At 72.0% G+C, this 17,694-nt stretch carries 16 protein-coding genes and 1 pseudogene; 6 read left to right on the top strand and 11 right to left on the bottom strand.

Annotated features, from left to right (window positions below; all coding sequences use genetic code 11):
* Positions 1 to 19: 19 nt before the first annotated feature.
* Positions 20 to 589 (bottom strand): hypothetical protein, encoded by a 570-nt coding sequence (locus ACYUD3_RS18770; protein ID WP_470971171.1) that lies wholly within the window; start codon positions 587 to 589, stop codon positions 20 to 22.
* Between the two features lie 27 nt (positions 590 to 616).
* Complete coding sequence (locus ACYUD3_RS18765; RefSeq protein WP_470971168.1) at positions 617 to 943, bottom strand: hypothetical protein; 327 nt, start codon at positions 941 to 943, stop codon at positions 617 to 619.
* Between the two features lie 152 nt (positions 944 to 1,095).
* Between ACYUD3_RS18765 and ACYUD3_RS18760 the strand changes: the two genes are divergently transcribed.
* Positions 1,096 to 2,760 carry a subtype B tannase gene (locus ACYUD3_RS18760; protein WP_470971166.1) on the top strand — a complete coding sequence of 555 codons (1,665 nt, stop codon included), beginning with the start codon at positions 1,096 to 1,098 and terminating at the stop codon, positions 2,758 to 2,760.
* 12 nt (positions 2,761 to 2,772) lie between these two features.
* Here ACYUD3_RS18760 and ACYUD3_RS18755 read toward each other — a convergent pair whose 3' ends face one another.
* The 4 genes from ACYUD3_RS18755 to ACYUD3_RS18740 all read right to left on the bottom strand — a co-directional run bounded on the left by ACYUD3_RS18755 (position 2,773) and on the right by ACYUD3_RS18740 (position 7,096).
* Positions 2,773 to 3,204, bottom strand: a complete 432-nt coding sequence (locus tag ACYUD3_RS18755) for a PPOX class F420-dependent oxidoreductase (RefSeq protein ID WP_470971163.1) — start codon at positions 3,202 to 3,204, stop codon at positions 2,773 to 2,775.
* A 129-nt stretch (positions 3,205 to 3,333) separates the two neighbouring features.
* Entirely contained in the window at positions 3,334 to 4,854 is a 1,521-nt protein-coding gene (locus ACYUD3_RS18750; RefSeq protein ID WP_470971161.1) for an aldehyde dehydrogenase family protein, read from the bottom strand.
* Complete coding sequence (locus ACYUD3_RS18745; protein WP_470971158.1) at positions 4,851 to 5,711, bottom strand: alpha/beta hydrolase; 861 nt, start codon at positions 5,709 to 5,711, stop codon at positions 4,851 to 4,853. The genes ACYUD3_RS18750 and ACYUD3_RS18745 overlap by 4 nt, the downstream gene beginning before the upstream one ends.
* Entirely contained in the window at positions 5,708 to 7,096 is a 1,389-nt protein-coding gene (locus ACYUD3_RS18740; RefSeq protein WP_470971156.1) for a carotenoid oxygenase family protein, read from the bottom strand. The genes ACYUD3_RS18745 and ACYUD3_RS18740 overlap by 4 nt, the downstream gene beginning before the upstream one ends.
* A gap of 121 nt (positions 7,097 to 7,217) precedes the next feature.
* Between ACYUD3_RS18740 and ACYUD3_RS18735 the strand changes: the two genes are divergently transcribed.
* A complete protein-coding gene (locus ACYUD3_RS18735; RefSeq protein ID WP_470971153.1) occupies positions 7,218 to 8,504 on the top strand; it encodes a PucR family transcriptional regulator in 1,287 nt (428 codons plus the stop codon).
* Between the two features lie 69 nt (positions 8,505 to 8,573).
* Here the strand turns inward: ACYUD3_RS18735 and ACYUD3_RS18730 are convergent, their stop codons facing one another.
* The gene (locus ACYUD3_RS18730) at positions 8,574 to 8,765 is read right to left on the bottom strand and encodes a cytochrome P450 (protein ID WP_470971152.1); all 192 of its coding nucleotides are present in this window, start codon (positions 8,763 to 8,765) and stop codon (positions 8,574 to 8,576) included.
* 446 nt (positions 8,766 to 9,211) lie between these two features.
* Between ACYUD3_RS18730 and ACYUD3_RS18725 the strand changes: the two genes are divergently transcribed.
* Together ACYUD3_RS18725 and ACYUD3_RS18720 are read left to right on the top strand one after the other, a co-directional pair.
* On the top strand, positions 9,212 to 10,705 hold the full coding sequence (locus tag ACYUD3_RS18725) for a GAF domain-containing sensor histidine kinase (RefSeq protein ID WP_470971149.1): 1,494 nt from the start codon (positions 9,212 to 9,214) through the stop codon (positions 10,703 to 10,705).
* The gene (locus tag ACYUD3_RS18720; RefSeq protein ID WP_470971147.1) at positions 10,702 to 11,364 is read left to right on the top strand and encodes a response regulator; all 663 of its coding nucleotides are present in this window, start codon (positions 10,702 to 10,704) and stop codon (positions 11,362 to 11,364) included. The genes ACYUD3_RS18725 and ACYUD3_RS18720 overlap by 4 nt, the downstream gene beginning before the upstream one ends.
* A gap of 20 nt (positions 11,365 to 11,384) precedes the next feature.
* On the opposite strand, the pseudogene purU reads toward ACYUD3_RS18720, so the two are convergent.
* From purU to ACYUD3_RS18705, 3 genes and pseudogenes are all read right to left on the bottom strand, one after another.
* Positions 11,385 to 12,243, bottom strand: a pseudogene (gene purU / locus ACYUD3_RS18715) (formyltetrahydrofolate deformylase).
* A 26-nt stretch (positions 12,244 to 12,269) separates the two neighbouring features.
* The gene (locus ACYUD3_RS18710; RefSeq protein WP_470971144.1) at positions 12,270 to 13,553 is read right to left on the bottom strand and encodes a hypothetical protein; all 1,284 of its coding nucleotides are present in this window, start codon (positions 13,551 to 13,553) and stop codon (positions 12,270 to 12,272) included.
* Positions 13,554 to 13,582: 29 nt separating this feature from the next.
* The gene (locus tag ACYUD3_RS18705; protein ID WP_470971142.1) at positions 13,583 to 14,467 is read right to left on the bottom strand and encodes a bifunctional methylenetetrahydrofolate dehydrogenase/methenyltetrahydrofolate cyclohydrolase; all 885 of its coding nucleotides are present in this window, start codon (positions 14,465 to 14,467) and stop codon (positions 13,583 to 13,585) included.
* Between the two features lie 327 nt (positions 14,468 to 14,794).
* Between ACYUD3_RS18705 and ACYUD3_RS18700 the strand changes: the two genes are divergently transcribed.
* Positions 14,795 to 15,289, top strand: a complete 495-nt coding sequence (locus ACYUD3_RS18700) for a hypothetical protein (protein WP_470971140.1) — start codon at positions 14,795 to 14,797, stop codon at positions 15,287 to 15,289.
* 28 nt (positions 15,290 to 15,317) lie between these two features.
* Positions 15,318 to 15,641 (top strand): hypothetical protein, encoded by a 324-nt coding sequence (locus ACYUD3_RS18695; protein WP_470971137.1) that lies wholly within the window; start codon positions 15,318 to 15,320, stop codon positions 15,639 to 15,641.
* Positions 15,642 to 15,735: 94 nt separating this feature from the next.
* Here ACYUD3_RS18695 and ACYUD3_RS18690 read toward each other — a convergent pair whose 3' ends face one another.
* Positions 15,736 to 17,157, bottom strand: coding sequence for a copper resistance CopC/CopD family protein (locus tag ACYUD3_RS18690; RefSeq protein ID WP_470971135.1), 1,422 nt, complete (start codon positions 17,155 to 17,157; stop codon positions 15,736 to 15,738).
* Between the last annotated feature and the right edge of the window lie 537 nt (positions 17,158 to 17,694).

The raw sequence follows: 17,694 nt of genomic DNA, 5'->3' as shown, positions 1-17,694 counted from the left end.
TATACGCGACCTCGCGGCCTCAGGCGTGCGGCGGCCGGATCTCGATGATCTCGGCGGTGCCGGCGGCGGGCCGGGCCTCGTACATCGTGATCACGTCACCGGGCTTCAGGTGCCGCCACTGCTCGGGCCGCAGGGGGGCCAGGCGGACGCGGGCTGTCTCTCCCGGGCCGAGTCGCGGCGCGGACTCCACCCAGAGCCGCGCGATGTTCAGACCTTGCTGTCCAGCCGCGGGGCGATGACCGATGCCCCACAGGGGCCTGAGCCGGCCGTCTCCGGGGAAGGCACTCTGACGTCCGCTCGCGTCGGCGCCCAGAAGGGTCAAGGCCGCACGGATCGTGCCGTGCCGGGCTTCCCATCCCCGCCACTCGCACCAACGGCTGCTGCGGTCGAGCATCATCTGCCGGGCGGCTTCGGCGAGCTTCTCCCAGAAGACGAGGGGCACCGGCCGGACATCCGCGATCCCGACGAGCACATCGAGCGCCCTCTCCCACTCCTGGAGCCGGATGTCCCTGCGCACGTCGCTCTCTGCCACGGCGTCCTCGGGCAGCAGCTCGACGGCCTGCCGGAGGAGTGTGAACGCGTCATCCATGTACTGGATGATCTCCCAGGCGCTCTGTCACAGGTGCCCGAGCAGACCCGACCACGCCAGCCCACAGCGGATTGTGCTCCGGCGGCAGGAGCCGTACGTGTGCCCCGAACTGCTCGGGAGTGGCGCGTACGGTGCGGCCGTCGGGGTGTGGAGCGGCAGGAGAGATACGACGCCGCCGCCCGTCGGGCCGACCACGGTCAGGACCGCCCGCTGTCCGCCGTCGCTTCCCGGGCCCACGTGCAGCACTGCCGACAACTGCCGTGCCACGCAGAGCACTTGGGCGTCCCGCCGCAGCAGGTCCAGGCTCCCCTCGTCCCCTCGCGGCGCGCCTGCGAAGACTTCCAGTTCGTGCACGGTGCCGAGCTTAAGGCGGCGGCCCAGCAACTTGAATGTCTGCAATATTGCTGTGCATTTTGTTGACAATCTTGTAGCGTGCCTCACACCCCGCCCCCCAGCGAACAGGAGCCCCCCCCATGCGATGGTCCCCGGCCAGCCTTCTGAACGGCGTGGCGTTAGCAGGCTCGCTCGCCCTGGCGGCCAGTACGGTCCCCGCCCCCGCGGTCGCGGCCCCGGCCGCCGGCAGCCGCGCCTTCGACCCGGCCGCCTACACGACGATCTCGGTCACCGTGGACGGCCGCCCCATGAACGTGCGCTGGTACAAGGAGATCTGCTACGTAGCCAGCCCCGTCGCCGCGGCCCCCCAGCAGCCCGCGGGCCCCGGCGGCGGCACCGCCACGATCCCCAACCCCGCCTGCGGATACCAGAGCATGAACGTGTTCGTGCCCGAGAGCGCGTTCACCGACCAGCGCGCCCCCATCTACTTCGCGGTCAACAACGCGGGCTGGATGGCCAGTTACGTCAAGGCGAGCGTGACCGACGGCGCCTCCTACGACACCTCGACCAGCAACGTCGGCGCGGCGCTGAAGGCCGGGTACGTCTTCGTGGACGTCGCCAGCCGCAGCCGCGGACTGGTCGGCGCCGCCGGAGACTCGCCCGGCAAGGCCCCCGCGGCGGTGGTCGACGCCAAGGCCGCCGTCCGCTACCTGCGCCTCAACGACGCCGTCATGCCGGGCAGCGCCGAGCGGATCGTCGTCAACGGCACCAGCGGCGGCGGCGCCCTGGCGTCGGCCCTGGGCGCGTCCGGCAACAGCGCCGAGTACACCCCCTACCTCGCCGCGATCGGCGCGGCGGGCATCGACGCCAAGGGCCGCAGCACCCTGCGCGACGACGTCTTCGCCGTCAGCGAGTACTGCCCGATCACCGACCTCGGCAACGCGGACAAGGCCTACGAGTGGCTCTACAACGCCCTCGGCACCCGCGCCGCCACCGGCACGAACCCCTCGCCCGCCGACGCCGCCGCGCTCGCCGCCCAGTTCCCCGCGTACGAGAAGAGCCTCGGGCTGCGCGACGCCGACGGCTCCGCGCTCACCGCCGCCACCATGCTGGAGACGATCAGGAAAGAGGTCGTCCGGTCGGCGGAGACCTACCTGCGGGCGGACCCCGCCCACACGATCCCCGCGCTCGGCGCCGACTTCGTCGTCCAGTCCGGCGGGCCCGGAGGCACCACGACGCAGTCCTACGTGAACGACTGGATCGACGTCGACGGCGCCACCGGCAAGGTGGTCTCGCTCGACATGGCGAAGTACCTCGCGTTCGTCGCCACCCAGGCCACCCTCAAGCCCACCCCCGCCTTCGACGCGGTGGGCGTCAACGGGAACACCACCAGCACCGCCGAGACCAACCTCTTCGGCCCGTACACGCAGAAGTACATGAACTTCACCGAGTACAGCTGGGACCACAACAACGTCCCCGGCGACGGCAGCGGTCTCGACGACACCGGTCTGACCTGGGCCCAGTACACCAAGCAGCGCGGCACGACCGTCGCCGAACAGGTCCACCTCGTCAACCCGATGGACTTCATCGGCACCAGCGCCGACACCGCCCCCTACTGGTACATCCGCAACGGCACCCGCGACCGCGACACCGCGTTCACCGTCTCCCTCAACCTCGACCGCGCGCTCACGGCGGACCGGCAGGTCAAGGAGGTCGACTACCAACTGGCCTGGAACCAGCCGCACGCCGGGAACTATGACGTGCCGGAGGCTATGGCCTGGATCGCCAAGGTGGTCCGGGGGGCCGGGGATCCGCTTGCGGGCGGGCACCGAGACTGAGGACGGTCGCCCTCAGCTGATATCCGCCCCATAAACACGATCAACCGTCATAGTGATGAGCACCCGCCGATCGGACACCATCACCGCCCGGTACTCCTCCCAGTCCGGATGCTCCCCGGCGGCGAGGCGGTAGTAGTTCACCAGGGCCTCCACCTCGGGGCCGTCGGGGTCGGTGCCGGGGCCGGTGAGCGTGGCGATGCCCTCGGCGGTGGCCCAGGACATGCCGTCGGGGGCGGTCACCTCCAGGGTGGCGCGGGCGTCCCGGCGCAGGTTCGCCACCTTGGCGACGCCCGCGCCGGTGGACACATGGATCACGCCCGCCGACTCGTCGTAGAACGGCTGGACGGGGGAGAGCTGCGGGCGCCCGTCCGCCTTGATGGTCGCGAGTACACCGATCTCGCTCTTCGCGAGCAGTGCGTAGGGGTCGAAGGAAGTAGCGGTCATGCCCCGTTGTCAGCCTTTCGTGTCACCTTGGCGCAGGAGTGCTGCGGCCTTTCCTTGATCTTCCTACCAGGGTGAACCCGCTGTTCCAGCGGCATGATCGGCCATTCTTCGGGGCAAGGTCCGCGCCTGTCAGCTGTCGCGCGCCTCCAGCAGAGCGTTCCAGTGACCGGTCCCCGGCAGCAGGGACGGGTCCTCGTACTCCACGACCGCCTGCAACTCCATGCAGTCGAACACCGAGTACAGGCCATGGGTACGCCCGATCCCGCTGTGCTTGAACCCCCCGAACGGCACCGACGCCGGCGAGGCCCCCACCCGGTGCACGTTGACGAAGACGCTGCCCGCCTCCAGCCGGCGCGCCAGGCTCCAGGCGCGGCCGGTGTCCGTGGACCAGACGGAGGCGGCGAGGCCGAACTCGGTGGCGTTGGCCAGGCGTACGGCCTCCTCCTCGTCGTCGAAGGGCAGGATCGGGACGATCGGGCCGAACTGTTCCTCGGCGACGACGGGGGAGTCGGGGGCGGCGCCGGTCACGATGCTGGGGAGGATGAAGTAGCCGTCCTCCCAGCCCTCGGGGTCCAGCTTCTCGCCGACCGTGGTCACCTCGGCGCCCGCCGCCTCGGTCTGCGCCCGCAGGGCGAGCACGCGGTCGTACTGGGCGCGCGTGGTGACGGGACCGAAGGTCGCGCGGGCGTCCATGCCGTCGCCCACCCGGATACGGGACGCCAACTCCGTGAAACGGGCGGTGAATTCGGGGAAGCGGCTGGAGTGGACGTAGATGCGTTTGATGTTGTAGCAGATCTGGCCGCTGGCGCCGAAGACACCGGCGACCATCTCGCGCAGCATGACGTCGTCGATCGCGGCGTCGTGCAGCACGAGCGCCGCGTCGTTGCCGCCGAGCTCCATGGTGAGGCTCTTCAGGGTCGGCGCGGCGGCCCGCATGACCGCCGTGCCGGTGGCGACCGAGCCGGTGAAGATCATGCGGCGGATCGCCGGGTGGGCGGCGAGCGCGGCGCCCGCCTGGGTGCCCAGGCCCGGGACGCTGCCGACGACCCCGGGCGGCAGCGTGTCCGCGAGCAGCGCCACGGCCCGGCTCAGCGCCAGCGGGGCCTCCTCGGGCGGCTTGACGACCACGGTGTCGCCCGCGACGAGCGCCGGGGCGATGGAGTTGAAGGCGAGGAAGACCGGCGTGTTCCACGGCGCGATGACCCCGACCGGGCCCATCGGCACGTACCGCGTCACCGCGCGGCCCGGCCTCGGCAGCGCCGCCGGGCGCTCGGAGGCGGCGGTGACGTCGTCGGCCAGGGCGGCGAATTCCCGCAGCAGCTTGGGCGCCCCCACCGCGTCGCCGTGCGCGTCGTGCAGGACCTTGCCGGTCTCGCGGGTGATGAGCACGGCGAGTTCGTCGAGTTCGGCCTCGATGACGTCGGCCGCCTTCAGCAGATACGCGGCCCGCTCGCCGGCGGTCAGCGCCGCCCACGCGGGGAACGCGGACACGGCCGCCGACACGGCCAGTTCGACCTCCGGGGCGCCGCCCAGGGCGAACATCCCGACGGTCTCGGTGGCCCGGGCCGGGTTCAGCACGGGCGCGTACCCGGTGGGCAGCTCCTCGCCGGCCACCAGGACCGGGGCCGTGGGCAGTTGTGCGTCAGTCATGCGGCGCTCCTTGCGGTGTGCTGCTCGACGAACCGCAGAAGCGGCCGCCCGAGCGGGCCGTCGTCGACACCGAGCGAGACGATCTCGGAGATGTGGTTGTGCCCGTCGACCTGTACGAAGACGTCGGCCGCCGCCCGCACGGCCTCGGCCTGCGCCCGGAAGAGCGGGGGATCGAACTCCGCCACGGCCGCCAGCAGCGGGACCCCGCAACTGGACAGGGCAGGCAGCGCCTCCCGGGCCGGGTACGCGGCGGGGTCCGCGCCGAAGTACGCGCTCAGCAGCTCGTTGTGCTCCGCCTCGCGCAGGTCGTAGATCCCGGACAGCAGGGCGGCGGCCGTGACGTCGGGCCGCACGCCCCCGTGCCCGGCCAGGTAGCCGGCGACATGGGCGGCGCCGGCGGAGTGTCCGACCAGCACGATCCGCCCGGGATCGCCGCCGTACGCCGCGATGTTCGCCCGCACCCAGCCGACGGCCGCCGCCACGTCCTCGGCGCCGGCCGGGAAGGTGTGCTCCGGGGCCAGCCGGTAGTTGACGGTGACGGCGACGAGGCCCCGGTCGACAGCCCAGCGGCCGATGTGGTCGTAGTAGGGCGTGCCGGGGGTGTGCTTGTCCCCGGCGACGAAGCCGCCGCCCTGCGCGAACACCAGCACCGGGGCCGGGACTCGGCGGGCCCGGCCGGTGTGGACGTCCAGGCGGTGGCGCGGGCCGGGGCCGTACGCGAGGTCGCGTTCGACGGCCGGGGCGCGGTGGCCGCGGGCCTGGTGCGCGGGGGCGAACAGGGCCCACATGTGCCGGACCAGCTCGGGGGTGACCTCCGCCGGGGTCCGCCGGATCACCTCGGCGTGCTCGGAGGTCACGCGAGGTCCTCGTCCGGCACCCAGTTGCCGTGGAAGCCCAGCGGCACCCGCTGCGGGATGTGGATACGCGCGACCGGTCCGCCCGCCAGGTCCTGCGCGTGCAGGACGACGACCTCGGCGCAGTTGTTCGCCAGGTCGGAGACGTACGTCATCAGCCAGCCGTCGTCCTCGGCGGAGTCGGCGGCGCGCGGCACGAAGACGGCCTCCATGCCGTAGCGGCCGGGGCCGTACGCGTACGACTCGTGGGTGCGCTTGGCCAGGTCCTGCTTGAGCAGAATGCTGCCGGCCTCCTTGTCGCGGCTGCTGAAGTAGCCGTAGCGGTGCTCCGCGACGCCGATCAGGCGTTCGTCCAGGCGCGGCATCTCCGGCTGGGTGTCGCTCAGGCGCTCCACGGTGCAGCGGCCGGTGGCCGGGTCGAGGAGGTAGCGGTCGAGCCGGGAGGGCGACTCGCTGGGCCCGGTGCTGTCGTGCTGGAAGAGCTTCTCGTAGCTGATCCCGTCCACGGCGACCCGGCCGTCGGGCAGGTCGAACGCGCCGAGGATGTGGAAGACACTGGTCGGCTCGGTCTCGCACCACACGACCTGGTCCGAAGTGCCCTCGCGGGGCAGCAGTCCCCAGGCCGGGCGGTGGTCGAAGTCCCACGCGTAGGGGAAGTCGTAGCCGCGCTCCAGCAGGTCGGGACGGGCCTGGACCGAGCCGTTGAAGAAGACGGCGTAGCGGGTGCTGAGCGCCATGTCGTGGATGATCGGCCGGCCCTCGAGAGGGATGTCCACGGACTTGCGGATCCTGCCGTCGACGTCCAGGACCAGGTACTGGGCGTAGTTCCAGTCCCAGCGGTAGGCGATGCCGTGCAGTTCGCCGGTGACCGGGTCGCGGTGCGGGTGGCCGGTCCACGCGCCGTTCAGGGTGCCCTCGAAGTTGGAGCGGGCGATCGTGTCGAGCTCGTAGCTCAGCTCGAAGGGCAGGGTGCCCCCCTCGGCGAAGGCGAAGGTGTGACCGCCTTGCGCGAAGGTGTGGGTGTTGCCGTGGTTGTTGCGCACGTAGCGCGGGCCCGGGGCGGACTCCCGGGGACCGGGGGTCTCGGGCCAGTCCCGGCTCGCCACGACTTGGTCATCGCGCACGAAACGGTTGCGGTACCACTCGGCACGGCCCTCGCGCAGCCGGACGCCGTGCACCATGCCGTTGCCGGAGAACCAGTTGTACGTGACGGGGTCCTCGGGGTCGATCGGGTTCGGGCCGACCCGCAGCAGCCGGCCGTTCAGCTCCGGCGGGATCGTTCCGGTGACCGTGAGGTCGTGAACAGTGATTTCCTGGTCGACCGGGGCGAAAGGACCCTCCAGGAACTGGTTGTGCGGGTCCTCGGACTCGGGCTTCGTGGACGTCATGAGCATTCCTTCCGCGCGGTACGGGTCGTACGTCTTGATCGTCGGCGCGGGGGCCCGGAAGGTCACTGGGCTGGGCAGCCAAAGGTCCTCACCCGTATGTGGATTTCGTACAATGCCGTCCATGACGGCGACACCGGGATCACGGCTCACTCCACAGCTCGTCGCGGGGCTCGCGGCCCCCGCCGGGGCGGCTGCCGTCCCGGCGAGCGGACCGGAGCGGATCGCGTCCGCCGCCGAGGTGGTCGGCGCGCGGCCGGTGGAGTGGGCGGTGGCGCTGGGCGCCCAGGGGCTGGCCCAGGTGCTGGCCGAGGTCACCGACGAGCACCGGGCCGCGCTGCTGCCCCTGCTGGCGCCCGCCATCGAACAGACCGGGCTCGATCTGCTGCTGGTCCTGCACGGGCGGCGCCGGCGGTTCGTGCTCGGCCCGGACGAGATCGCGATCAACGCCCATCTGGCCAGGACGGGGGTCCCGTTCCAGCGGATCGTCCAGGGCCTGCGGATGATCCGGCAGCACTGGACGGCCGTGCTCCTCGACCTCGCCGACGGACACCGGCCCGCCGCCGAGCGCGGGCAGCTCGTACGCGAGGTGACCGAGGTGGTGAACGACTTCTTCGACGCCCTCGTGGACGCCGTCGTCGCCGACTACTTCACCCAGCGCCAGCGGCTGCTCGCCCAGCGCGTCGCGGACCAGCGCGTCATGATCACCTCCGTCGTCGACGGCGGACCGGTCGACCCGGACGCGGCCCGGCGCACCCTCGGCATCGACCTCGCGGGCCGGCACCTCGGCCTGATCCTCTGGCTGGACAAGGCCGACGGACCGTACGACTTCACCGAGGCCCTGCGCGAGGTCGCCGCCGCCCTCGGCAACCCGGCGCTGCTCACCCTCGACGCCGGTCCCGCCACCCTGTGGGCCTGGGCCACCTCATCCGGCCCGCGCCTCCCGGACCGCCTCGCGCCGGCGAGGCTCGCGCCGGACGTCAGGGTCGCGGTGGGCCGCCCGGCGCCCGGCCGCGACGGATTCCGCCGCACCCACCTCGCCGCACTCGACGCCTGCCGCGTCGCCCGCCTCACCCGCCCGCCCGGACAGGTCACCGTGTACGACGACGTCGCGCTCGCCGCGCTGCTCACCGAGGACCCCGAGCGCGGACGCTGGTTCGTCACCGAGGAACTCGGCCCGCTGGCCGCCCCGGACCGCACGACCACCGGCCTTCGCCGGACCCTCCTCAGCTACCTGGACCACAGCGGGAGCATCGCCCAGGCGGCACAGGCGCTGTACGTCCACCGCAACACCGTGGTGTACCGGCTGCGGCGGGCGGAGGAACTCCTCGGCCGCCCCGTCACCGACCGCACCCTGGAGACCCACACCGCCCTGCGGCTGGCGACGCTGTTCAGCGCGGGTGAGGACTGAGGCGCACGGGCAGGAGCCGGCTGGGCGGCCCGGCGAGCTCGATCCGCTCCACCCGCCGGACGAGGGCGCTCAGCAGCGCCTCCGCCCCGGGTCGAAGCGGTCGGGGTCGCTCCAGCGGGCCCCGTCCCGGTCGGCCGCCCCGAGGAACAGCAGGACCTTGCGGCCCGCCGGGACGGCCGCACCGGCGACGCGCACGTCCGTCGCGGTGGTGCGGAAGAAGGTCTGCACCGGGGACTGCCAGCGCACCGCCTCGTCGAACACCGTCCTCGGCCAGCGCCTCGCGGGCGCAGCGGGCGCCCACCCACGCCGACAGCCCGGCGGCCCGGGGCGCGTGGGCCTCAGGCCCCTCGGCGAGGACGCGGTCGACGAGGGTCTCGGCGTCCGCGTACCACCGCGTCCGCAGCCGGCGCAGCTCCGTCGGGGCGAGGATCTTCCGCAGCACCCGGCGCGGGGCGTCGTGCGGCGGCGGGTCCGCCTCCAGCGGCAGGCTCGGCGGACGCCACGGCTTCTCGTACCGGAAGTCGGCCGGCCCCACCCCCGCGTCCACACCGCCCGGGACAGGACCGGCGCTGTGTTCCGGCGCTGTGCGAAATGCACAGCCGGGCGGTCCGTGTTGGTCCCGCCGACCGGTGACAGCCGCACCGGGCCGCACGAGGATCGGTGGCGTGCACCTGTGCATCCGTGCGCCTGAGGAAGGGACGTATCTCATGGCAGGCTCCGCTCCCGCGCCGCCGCCGATGGGTCCGGACGGCTGGGAGTCCCTGTTCGACGGGGTGGCCACGGGCATCGCGCTCGTGGACGGCGGCGGTTCCCTCCGCTGGGTCAACCTGAGCGGAGCCCGCATCCTGGGCCGGCCGCGCCATGAACTGACCGGGCTGCCTTCCCCGTTCCCGCCGGGGAGGCCGGGCGAGGAACAGATGTGGGCGCAAGGCTCCCGCCGGCTCGCCTGCACCGAGGGCGCCCGTATCGAGGCGGGCGCCGTCACCCCCGTCAGCTTCCGCGACGTCACGGAGCAGCGGCATCAGCACGGCCGGATCTCCGCCCTGGCGCGCGCCGCCGCGGCCGTCGCGTCGGACAGTTCGCTGGAGAAGGTGCTCGCGGCCATGGCCGTGGAGGTCCGGCGCGCGCACGGGGTCGCGGGCGCGCAGATCATGACCTTCGCTCCGCGCGGGGACGGGCTGCGCCTCATGGGAGCCGCCGGCTTCACCGAGGTCGAGGACTTCTTCGAACTGTTCACGCGGTCGTGCGACCGGGGAGCCGAGCCGGCCACGCACCGCAGCATGAGCACCCGCCGGCAGTACGTGGTCCCGGGCCGCAGGGCGCGGATGCTCGCCGACCCCGCGTGGCAGCCCCTGCACGGGTATGTGTCCCGGCTGGAGTGGGACGACTTCGTCAGCACACCGCTGCTGTCACGGGGAAAGGCCCTCGGCGCGCTCAACGTCTACGTCGCCCCGGGCGTGCGGACGACCCCCGCCCTGCTGGACTTCCTGAGTGCCATGGCCGAACAGGCGGCCCTCGCCGTCGACTACGCCACCCTCATCCGCCAGGGACGGCTGTCCGCGCGCGGTGAGGAACGTGCCCGGCTGGCCCGGGACCTCCACGACTCGGTGGTCCAGCACGTCTTCTCCATCGGGATGCAGGCCAAGGCGGTCCAGGGCCTCGCGCGCCGCCTCCCCGAGCCGTACGGGGAACGCCTCACGGCCGTCGCCGGGGAGGTGACCGGTCTCGTCGACGCCGTGCAGCGCGATCTGCGCGGCGCCGTGCTGGCCCTCTCCCCGCCGGCCTCGGCGAAGCTCGGCCTGCTGCCCGCGCTCAACGCCCTCGCGGCGGGCATCGAACGCCGCTACGACGTCACGGTCGACCTCGACATAGCGGCCCTGGACCGGACGCAGGACGCCGACCTGCGGGAGGACATGTACCGGATCATCAGCGAGGCCCTGCACAACGCGGTGAAGCACGCGGCGCCGACGACCGTACAGGTCAGCGCCGAGACCGACCCCGAGCGGGGCGTCGTACGGATCGACGTGACCGACGACGGGCGGGGCGTCCCCGCCGGGGCGGGCGGCGGGTTCGGGTTGATCTCCATGCGGGATCGCGCGAGCAGGTGGGGCGGTCACGTCTCCCTGACGGCGGCGGACGCGGGAGCGGGGACGAGAGTACGGGCCGAACTGCCCATCCACGAGCGGACGGACGGCACATGAGCGAAGAGCCGAAGGACATCACCGTTCTCGTCGTCGACGACCACGCGGTCGTCCGGCGCGGGATCGCGAGCTTCCTGGAGTTCGTCGACGACATCACCGTGACCGGCGAGGCGGCGGACGGGCAGGAGGCGCTGGAGAGGCTCGCTGCCATGGACGCCCACGGCGAAACTCCCGATGTCGTGCTCCTCGACCTGAACATGCCGCGGCTGGACGGGATCAGTACCGCGGCCGTGCTCGCCGAGCGCCATCCCGAGGTCAGGACGGTCGTCCTGACCAGCTTCACCGAGACGGAACGCGTCCACGCGGCGCTGGCGCACGGCGTCTGCGGGTACGTCCTCAAGGACGCCTCGTCCGACGAGCTGGAGACGGCGATCAGGGCCGCGCGGCGCGGCGAGGTGTTCCTGGACCCGGCGATCGCCCGCAGGCTCACCCAGCGGCTCGTCACCCCGTCCGCCGGCCTGGGCGCGCTCAGCGACCGGGAACGCGAGGTCCTGCGCCTCGTCGCCGAAGGCCTGTCGAACCGCGCGGTCGCCGACCGGCTGGCGATCAGCGAGCGCACCGCCCGCACCCACGTCAGCAGACTGCTGGCCAAGCTCGGGCTCAGCTCGCGCACCCAGGCGGCGCTGGCCGCCGTACGGGAAGGGCTCGTGGCGCCCTGAAGGGGGCGGTGTCCGGACGGTCAGTCCGAGAAGACCACGCTGGTGCGGCCGTTGGGCAGGACCCGGCCTTCGAGGTGGTGGCGCACCGCGCGGGCCAGCACCCGGCGTTCGATGTCACGGCCCTTGCGGACCAGCTGCTCCGGGGTGTCCCGGTGGCTGACCGGCTCCACGTCCTGCGCGATGATTGGCCCCTCGTCGAGGGTCGCCGGTCACGTAGTGGGCCGTGGCACCGATGAGCTTCACCCCGCGCCGGTGGGCCTGGTGGTACGGCTTCGCCCCCTTGAACCCGGGCAGGAAGGAGTGGTGGATGTTGATGCACCTGCCCTCGAGACGGCTCGTGAGGCCGTCCGACAGGATCTGCATGTACCGGGCCAGCACCACGAGTTCGACCCGGTACCCGTCCACCAGCGCCAGCAGCCCGGCCTCCTGCTCCGGCTTGTTCTCCCTCGTCACCGGCAGATGGTGGAAGGGGATGTCCCCGAAGTCGACGTGCGCGTAGACGTCCCGTGGATGATTGGACACGACACCGGCGATGTCCATGGGCAGTTCGCCTATGCGCCACCGGTACAGCAGGTCGGTCAGGCAGTGGTCGAGTTTCGACGTCATGATCAGGACCCGCATCCGTTCACCCGCGCCCCGCACCGACCACGTCGCGTCCAGCGGGGTGAGACTCACGGAGACGTTCTCCTCGACGGCGCTCTTGGGCACCGACGCCGGCACCGCGAACTCGACGCGGCAGAAGAAGCGGCCGGAGATGCCGTCGTTGAAGTGGTCGGCGTCCTGGATGTCGCCGCCGACGGCCAGGAGTCCCGTGGTGACGCGGCTGACGATTCCCGGGCGGTTGTCACAGGTGAAGGTCAGGACGAACGAATGGGGCATGATGTCGGCTCTCGTTCTTCGGATCGTCACGCCTGGCGCAGATCCGCGTGGCGGTGGTCGGGCTTGTAGGGGGCGGGAGCGACGGTCGCGCGGATGGCCTTCTGCGGCCCGTCGGGCGTCCCCCAGTGCACGACGACCTCGGTGCCCGGCTCGCTGTGCGCGACGTCGATGGTGCACAGCGACAGCATCTGCCGGTAGGAGTAGCTGTAGCCGCGGGACGTGGCGACGCCCACGAGGTCGTCCCCGCTCGTGACGTCGTCCGCCCACATGTAGCCGCGCTGGTCACGCGGCATGTCCATGAACGGGTAGTGCTCGCCCTTCCCGAAGAGCGAGGCGAAGACGTCCACGACGTCGTCGCCGTTCCACACCAGGGTCCGCATGACGCGCCGCGGGTTCGCCTTCTCCGCCTCCAGCGCCTCGCGGCCGAGGAAGTCGTGGTCGAACTTGACGTTGCGGCCCCAGCCCAGCTCGACGGGGCTGCGGTAGTACTCGCTGACGTCGGTCCCGGCGTAGGAGCCGGCGATGTGGGCGGGCTGGGCGTAGGCCGGCATGGCGGCGGTGAAGGACGCGCGGTAGTCCGCCATGTCCTCGCCGAAGATGGCCGGGATGTAGTCCGTGGCGATCGTCGGGAAGCACGCCTCCAAGTGGTTGATCATCGTGGTCCGGGCGCCGAGCTTGCGGATGCCGAACTCCTGGCCGGCCTCGACGACGCGGTCGTAGACGTCCTGCTTGTGCTCCATCGGCCCCTGGAGCTCGAAGCCGATCTCCCCGGCCATGCCCTGGCGCAGCGCCCAGATCTCGTGCCCGGCGACCGTGAGCGCGCCGACCCGCATGAAGCCGGTGTCCCGCAGGTTCGAGCGGCCCGCCGCCTTCTCCAGGACGTCGACCGACCGGGGCCCGGAGACCTGGAGGATGAACCAGTCCTCGCGCTCGATCCTCACGTCGTAGCCGGTCCGCGAGCGGTAGTGGTCGACCCAGAATCCGCCGCGGCCGTGCAGCACGAACTCCTCGGCGCCGAAGCGGGTCAGGATCCCCTCGTGGATGACCTTGCCGTTCTCGTCGGTGTGGATGGCGTGCTTCGACTGTCCCGTCGCGAACGAGGCCAGGCTGTTCACCGTGATGTCACCGAGCAGGGCGAGGGAGTCGGGGCCGGTGATGCGGTGCTGCCACAGGAACGACCAGTCCCCGATGTAGCAGGCCTCCTTCCACGACAGGCTCTCGTCGAGCCAGTCGGTGTACTCCGGCTGACCGAAGCGGCTCCAGGCGTAGCCTTCCGGGGGCCTGCGCATACCGCTGACGGTGTATTCCATGGTGCGTCCTTCGTTTTCCGGGGTCGGGATCAGGGGCGCCGGGGGGCGGACGTCAGCGCTCTTTCGGCGGCCTCGACCACGTTGGTCATGAGCATGGCCCGAGTCATGGGGCCCACCCCGCCCGGCATCGGCGCCAGCAGGCGCGCGACCTCGCCCACGCCGGCCGCGACATCGCCCACGATCCCGGCCTCGGTCCGGGTGATACCGACGTCGAGGACGACGGCACCGGGCCTGATGTCGTCCGCCTGGACCAGGGCCGCAGCGCCCGCTGCGGCGACGACGATGTCGGCGCGCCGGGTGTGGGCCGCCACGTCACGCGTCTCCTCGTGGCACATGGTCACCGTCGCGCTCTCCGTGTGCCGCGTCAGCAGCAGCGCCAGGGGCCGGCCCACCGTCACCCCGCAGCCGATGACGACGACGTCGGCGCCGGTCAGCGGGACGCAGTAGCGGCGCAGCAGTTCGACGATGCCGCGCGGGGTGCAGGGCAGCGGTGCCGGGGTGCCGGTGACGAGCCGCCCGAGGTTCGTCGGATGCAGACCGTCGACGTCCTTCTCGGGAGCGACGCTCTCCAGTACGACCCCGCGGTCGATCCCCGCAGGCAGCGGCAACTGCACCAGCAGGCCGGTGCAGCCGGGATCGCGGTTCAGTTCCGCGACCGCTGACACGACGTCCTCCGTGGTGGCGGAGTCCGGCAGTTCGACCCGCAGGGACCGGATGCCGATCTCCTCGCAGTCACGGTGCTTACCGGCCACGTAGGACGCGCTCGCGGGGTCGCCGCCGACCAGTACGGTCGCCAGGCCCGGCCGTACGCCGAGTGCGGCGACGCGTTCTTTGAGTTCCGCGCGGATGGAGCGGGCGGTGGCTCTCCCGTCCAGGAGGTGCGCGGTGGCCGGGCGGCCCGCTTGGATCGTCATGGCACACACGAGAGGCCCTTTCGTCAGGTGCGGCCGGGCGTCGTCCGCGTTTTCGACGCTAGTGGCGGGGGCCCGCGCGGACATCGGACGGACGTCGCCGGTGGCTCGTCGGCTGTGGCAGCTGGGGTGAGGACAAATGACGTACGGCGGCCTTCGCGTTCGCTTGCCGCCGGGCGGCCGGAAACACGCCCCAGAGCATGACGGAAAGCTCCCTTGCCCCGGGGGATGAGTGGCTGGGACTGGACTGGGCCGGGGGCAGGTCCGGTGGAATATTGGGTGCGCTGGAAGGTGGCTTATCGGTCACCTCGAACGCTTTCCGGGGGAATCATGCGTATCAGCGCCCGTGTGCGCGCGGTGTCGGCCGCGCTCGCCGTCGTCGCAGGAAGTCTCACGTTCACCGCCGTCGGCGCCGGAACGGCCGGCGCGTCCGGCTGCCCTGCCAACGGCCAGATCCTCGGGCCCACCCAGACCATCTCGGCGGGCGGGCAGACGATCGGGCGGTTCTACCTCGGGTGGAACTGCAACGGCGCCTACACCGAGGTCAACCTGTGGAACACCAACTACATCAACAACTGGCACAGCGGCCAGGTCGACGTCCAGTCCAGCTCGGACTACAAGGTCGGCCCGAGCGCACCGGTGTACAACAACGGCTCGTACTGGTTCGACGCCGGATACATCCCGGTGTACGTGTCGAACACCCGCCTCTACCACGGCAACTGGAACTTCGTCGCCAACGGCCACTCGTGCAGCGGCGAGACCCCGACGTGGAACTTCTCGAACGGCAGCTACACCAACAGCCCCGTGCCCTCGCGCTGCGACTGACACCGGCCGGTCCCGGCAGAATGCGGGTATGGCTGATGAGGATGGCGCGGCGTTCGTCCTGCCGAGGGGAGCCACAGGTTTCCTCCGGCCGGGGGAGGGGCCGTTGGCGGAAACGGACGTGAGGGCGTTCCGCGGGGCTCTGTACGCGGCTGCCCGCGCCGACGAGTTCCTTGTCCCGCCACCGTGGTCCGGCGCGTTCTCCGCCGCCGGGTTCGTGGTCCTGGCCAGGGAGCGGCTCGTCATGCCGTTGTCCCGTGTGGACACCTCGGGGCTGTCGCGGGCTGAGTGGTGTCAGGTACGCGAGTACGGCATCGGCACGTTGGGCGGTGTGCTGTTCAACTCCTGGGACTGACAGCCATGTCGGGCGCCGACTGGTGAAGGGGGCCGCCGGGCGACGGCGATGTACGGCGCCGCGCCCGCGCGGAACCCGGGAAGCCCCCGCCGGTTCACCCCGGCAACGCGGTGGTGACCAAGACCGCGGTGACCGCCAGAACCGCCGCCCCCGTCAGCAACTCGGCGATCAGCAGCGGCCGTCGGAGGCGGCGGCGGACGATGGCGGCCAGCGTGAGGATCACCGCCACCCCCGCCAGCTTCAGCAACAGGAGCCCGCCGTAGGAGCTGTCCCCGAGGCCGGACACGGACAGCCCCACGCGCCACGACTGATACACCCCCGTCACCGCCAGCACCACCACACACCCGAACGCCACCCGCGAGAAACGCCCCCGCACACTCTCCGGCACCGCCGTCAGCAGCGCGAGCCCCCCGAGCCAGACGGTCATCGCGGCGACATGCGCGAGATCGGCGAGGAACGCGAGGGGCAGTTGCCGTCCGGTCGCGGCGTGGGCGGCGGGGGGCCAGGTGGTGAGGAGTACGACGATGGCGGCGGTTGTGATCGGCGTCAGGAGGCGGGCGGTCCAGCTGACCGGGGTGTGCGGGGCTGTCTGGACGTCGGAGACGGGGAGGGCGGTTCGGTCATTGGAGTCGTGCGGGGTCGTCCGGTCACCGGAGACGAGGTGAGCCGTCAAGTCACCGGAGATGTGCGGGGCTGTTCGGTCATCGGGGACGGGCTGGGCCGTTCGGTCGTCGGGGACGAGGTGGGCCGCTCGGGTACCGGAGTTGTGCTGGGCCATCGCGTCGTCGGAGGCACCCCGTGTCGTCCGGCCGGCCGAGACGAGCCACCAACCGAGTGCCACCACCGCCAGCACGGCGTAGAAACGGACCGTGAGGGAGTTGCCCGGCGGGCCGTGGGTGTGGGCCGTGATCGTGTTCACCGCCGATGAGGTGAGCGTCGCCGCGCCCAGCAGGGCCAGGCCGGCGCGGACGAGGATGCGCACTCTGCGGTGGCCCAGTCCGGCCGGCCACAGCCACAGCACCACCAGCAGGACGCCGGGGCCCAGGGCCAGCCCGGCGTAGCCCAGCCCCCGCGCGGTGAGTTGCAGTGCGTCCGACCAGCCGGTGTCCGTGTCCCCGGGAGGGGGGACGTCGCCCGTGACCGGGCCCGGGGCGCCGAGCGAGAACCGGAACGTGCCGGAGGGGAAGTGGCCGTCCGCCGACGCCACTTGCCAGGCCACGGAGAAGGTGCCCGCGCGCAGACTTCCCGGCAGTGCCACGCGGACCGTGCGCAGTGGCTCCCCGCCGGGGTGGCCTCCGAGGTCGACGCGGCGCATCCGGTCGTCGTACACGCGGATCGCGTCCTCGCCCGCGGTCACGGGGTCGTCGAAGGTGAGCGCCACCTGGGCGGGCCGTTGGGTCAGGACCTGGCCTGCGGCGGGGGTGCTCGACGTCAGGGCGGTGTGGGCGGTGGCGGTGTTCGCCGGGACGAGGGTCAGGCAGAGGGTCGCCAGACAGAGGAGGAGGAAGCGGCGCATGTGCGTTCCTGGGGTCCGTGGGAGGTGGACGACCAGATTCGCGGCGGGGCCGGTTGATCGGGAGCCTCGCGCTGGGGGCTGGGGCACCCCCAAAAGTGAGGGTTCCTGGGGGTGGAGCGGTGTGCGGGGCAGGGGGGGCTTGGCGGCGCGGGGCTCCAAGCGTGGGGCTCGAAGCGCCGGACTTGAACTGTCGGATTTGCAGCACTGGACTCGCAACGCCGGGCTCGAACTGCCGGAGTCACAGCGCCGGATGCGGACCGCCCGACTCGAACTGCCGGGCTCGCAGCGCCGGATCTGCCGAACTGCTCGACTAGCGGCGCCGGGCTTGGATCGTCAGCCGCGCGGCGCGGGACGCGAACGGTTGGGCGCGAAGTGCGGGGTTCCATGCGCGGGGCTCGAACTGTTGGGCTTGCAGCGCGGAGTTCGAACTGCCGGACTCGCAGGCGCCGGGCTCCAGGCGCCGGGTTCGAAGCTGCCCGACTCGCGGCGCCGGGCTTGAACCGTCAGCCGCGCGGCGCGGGACGCGAACGGTTGGAC

It is taken from the genome of Streptomyces sp. AMJ-169 (assembly GCF_055597585.1).
Note: the sequence above shows the minus strand (reverse complement) of the source record. Positions and strands in the feature narration are given on the sequence as shown.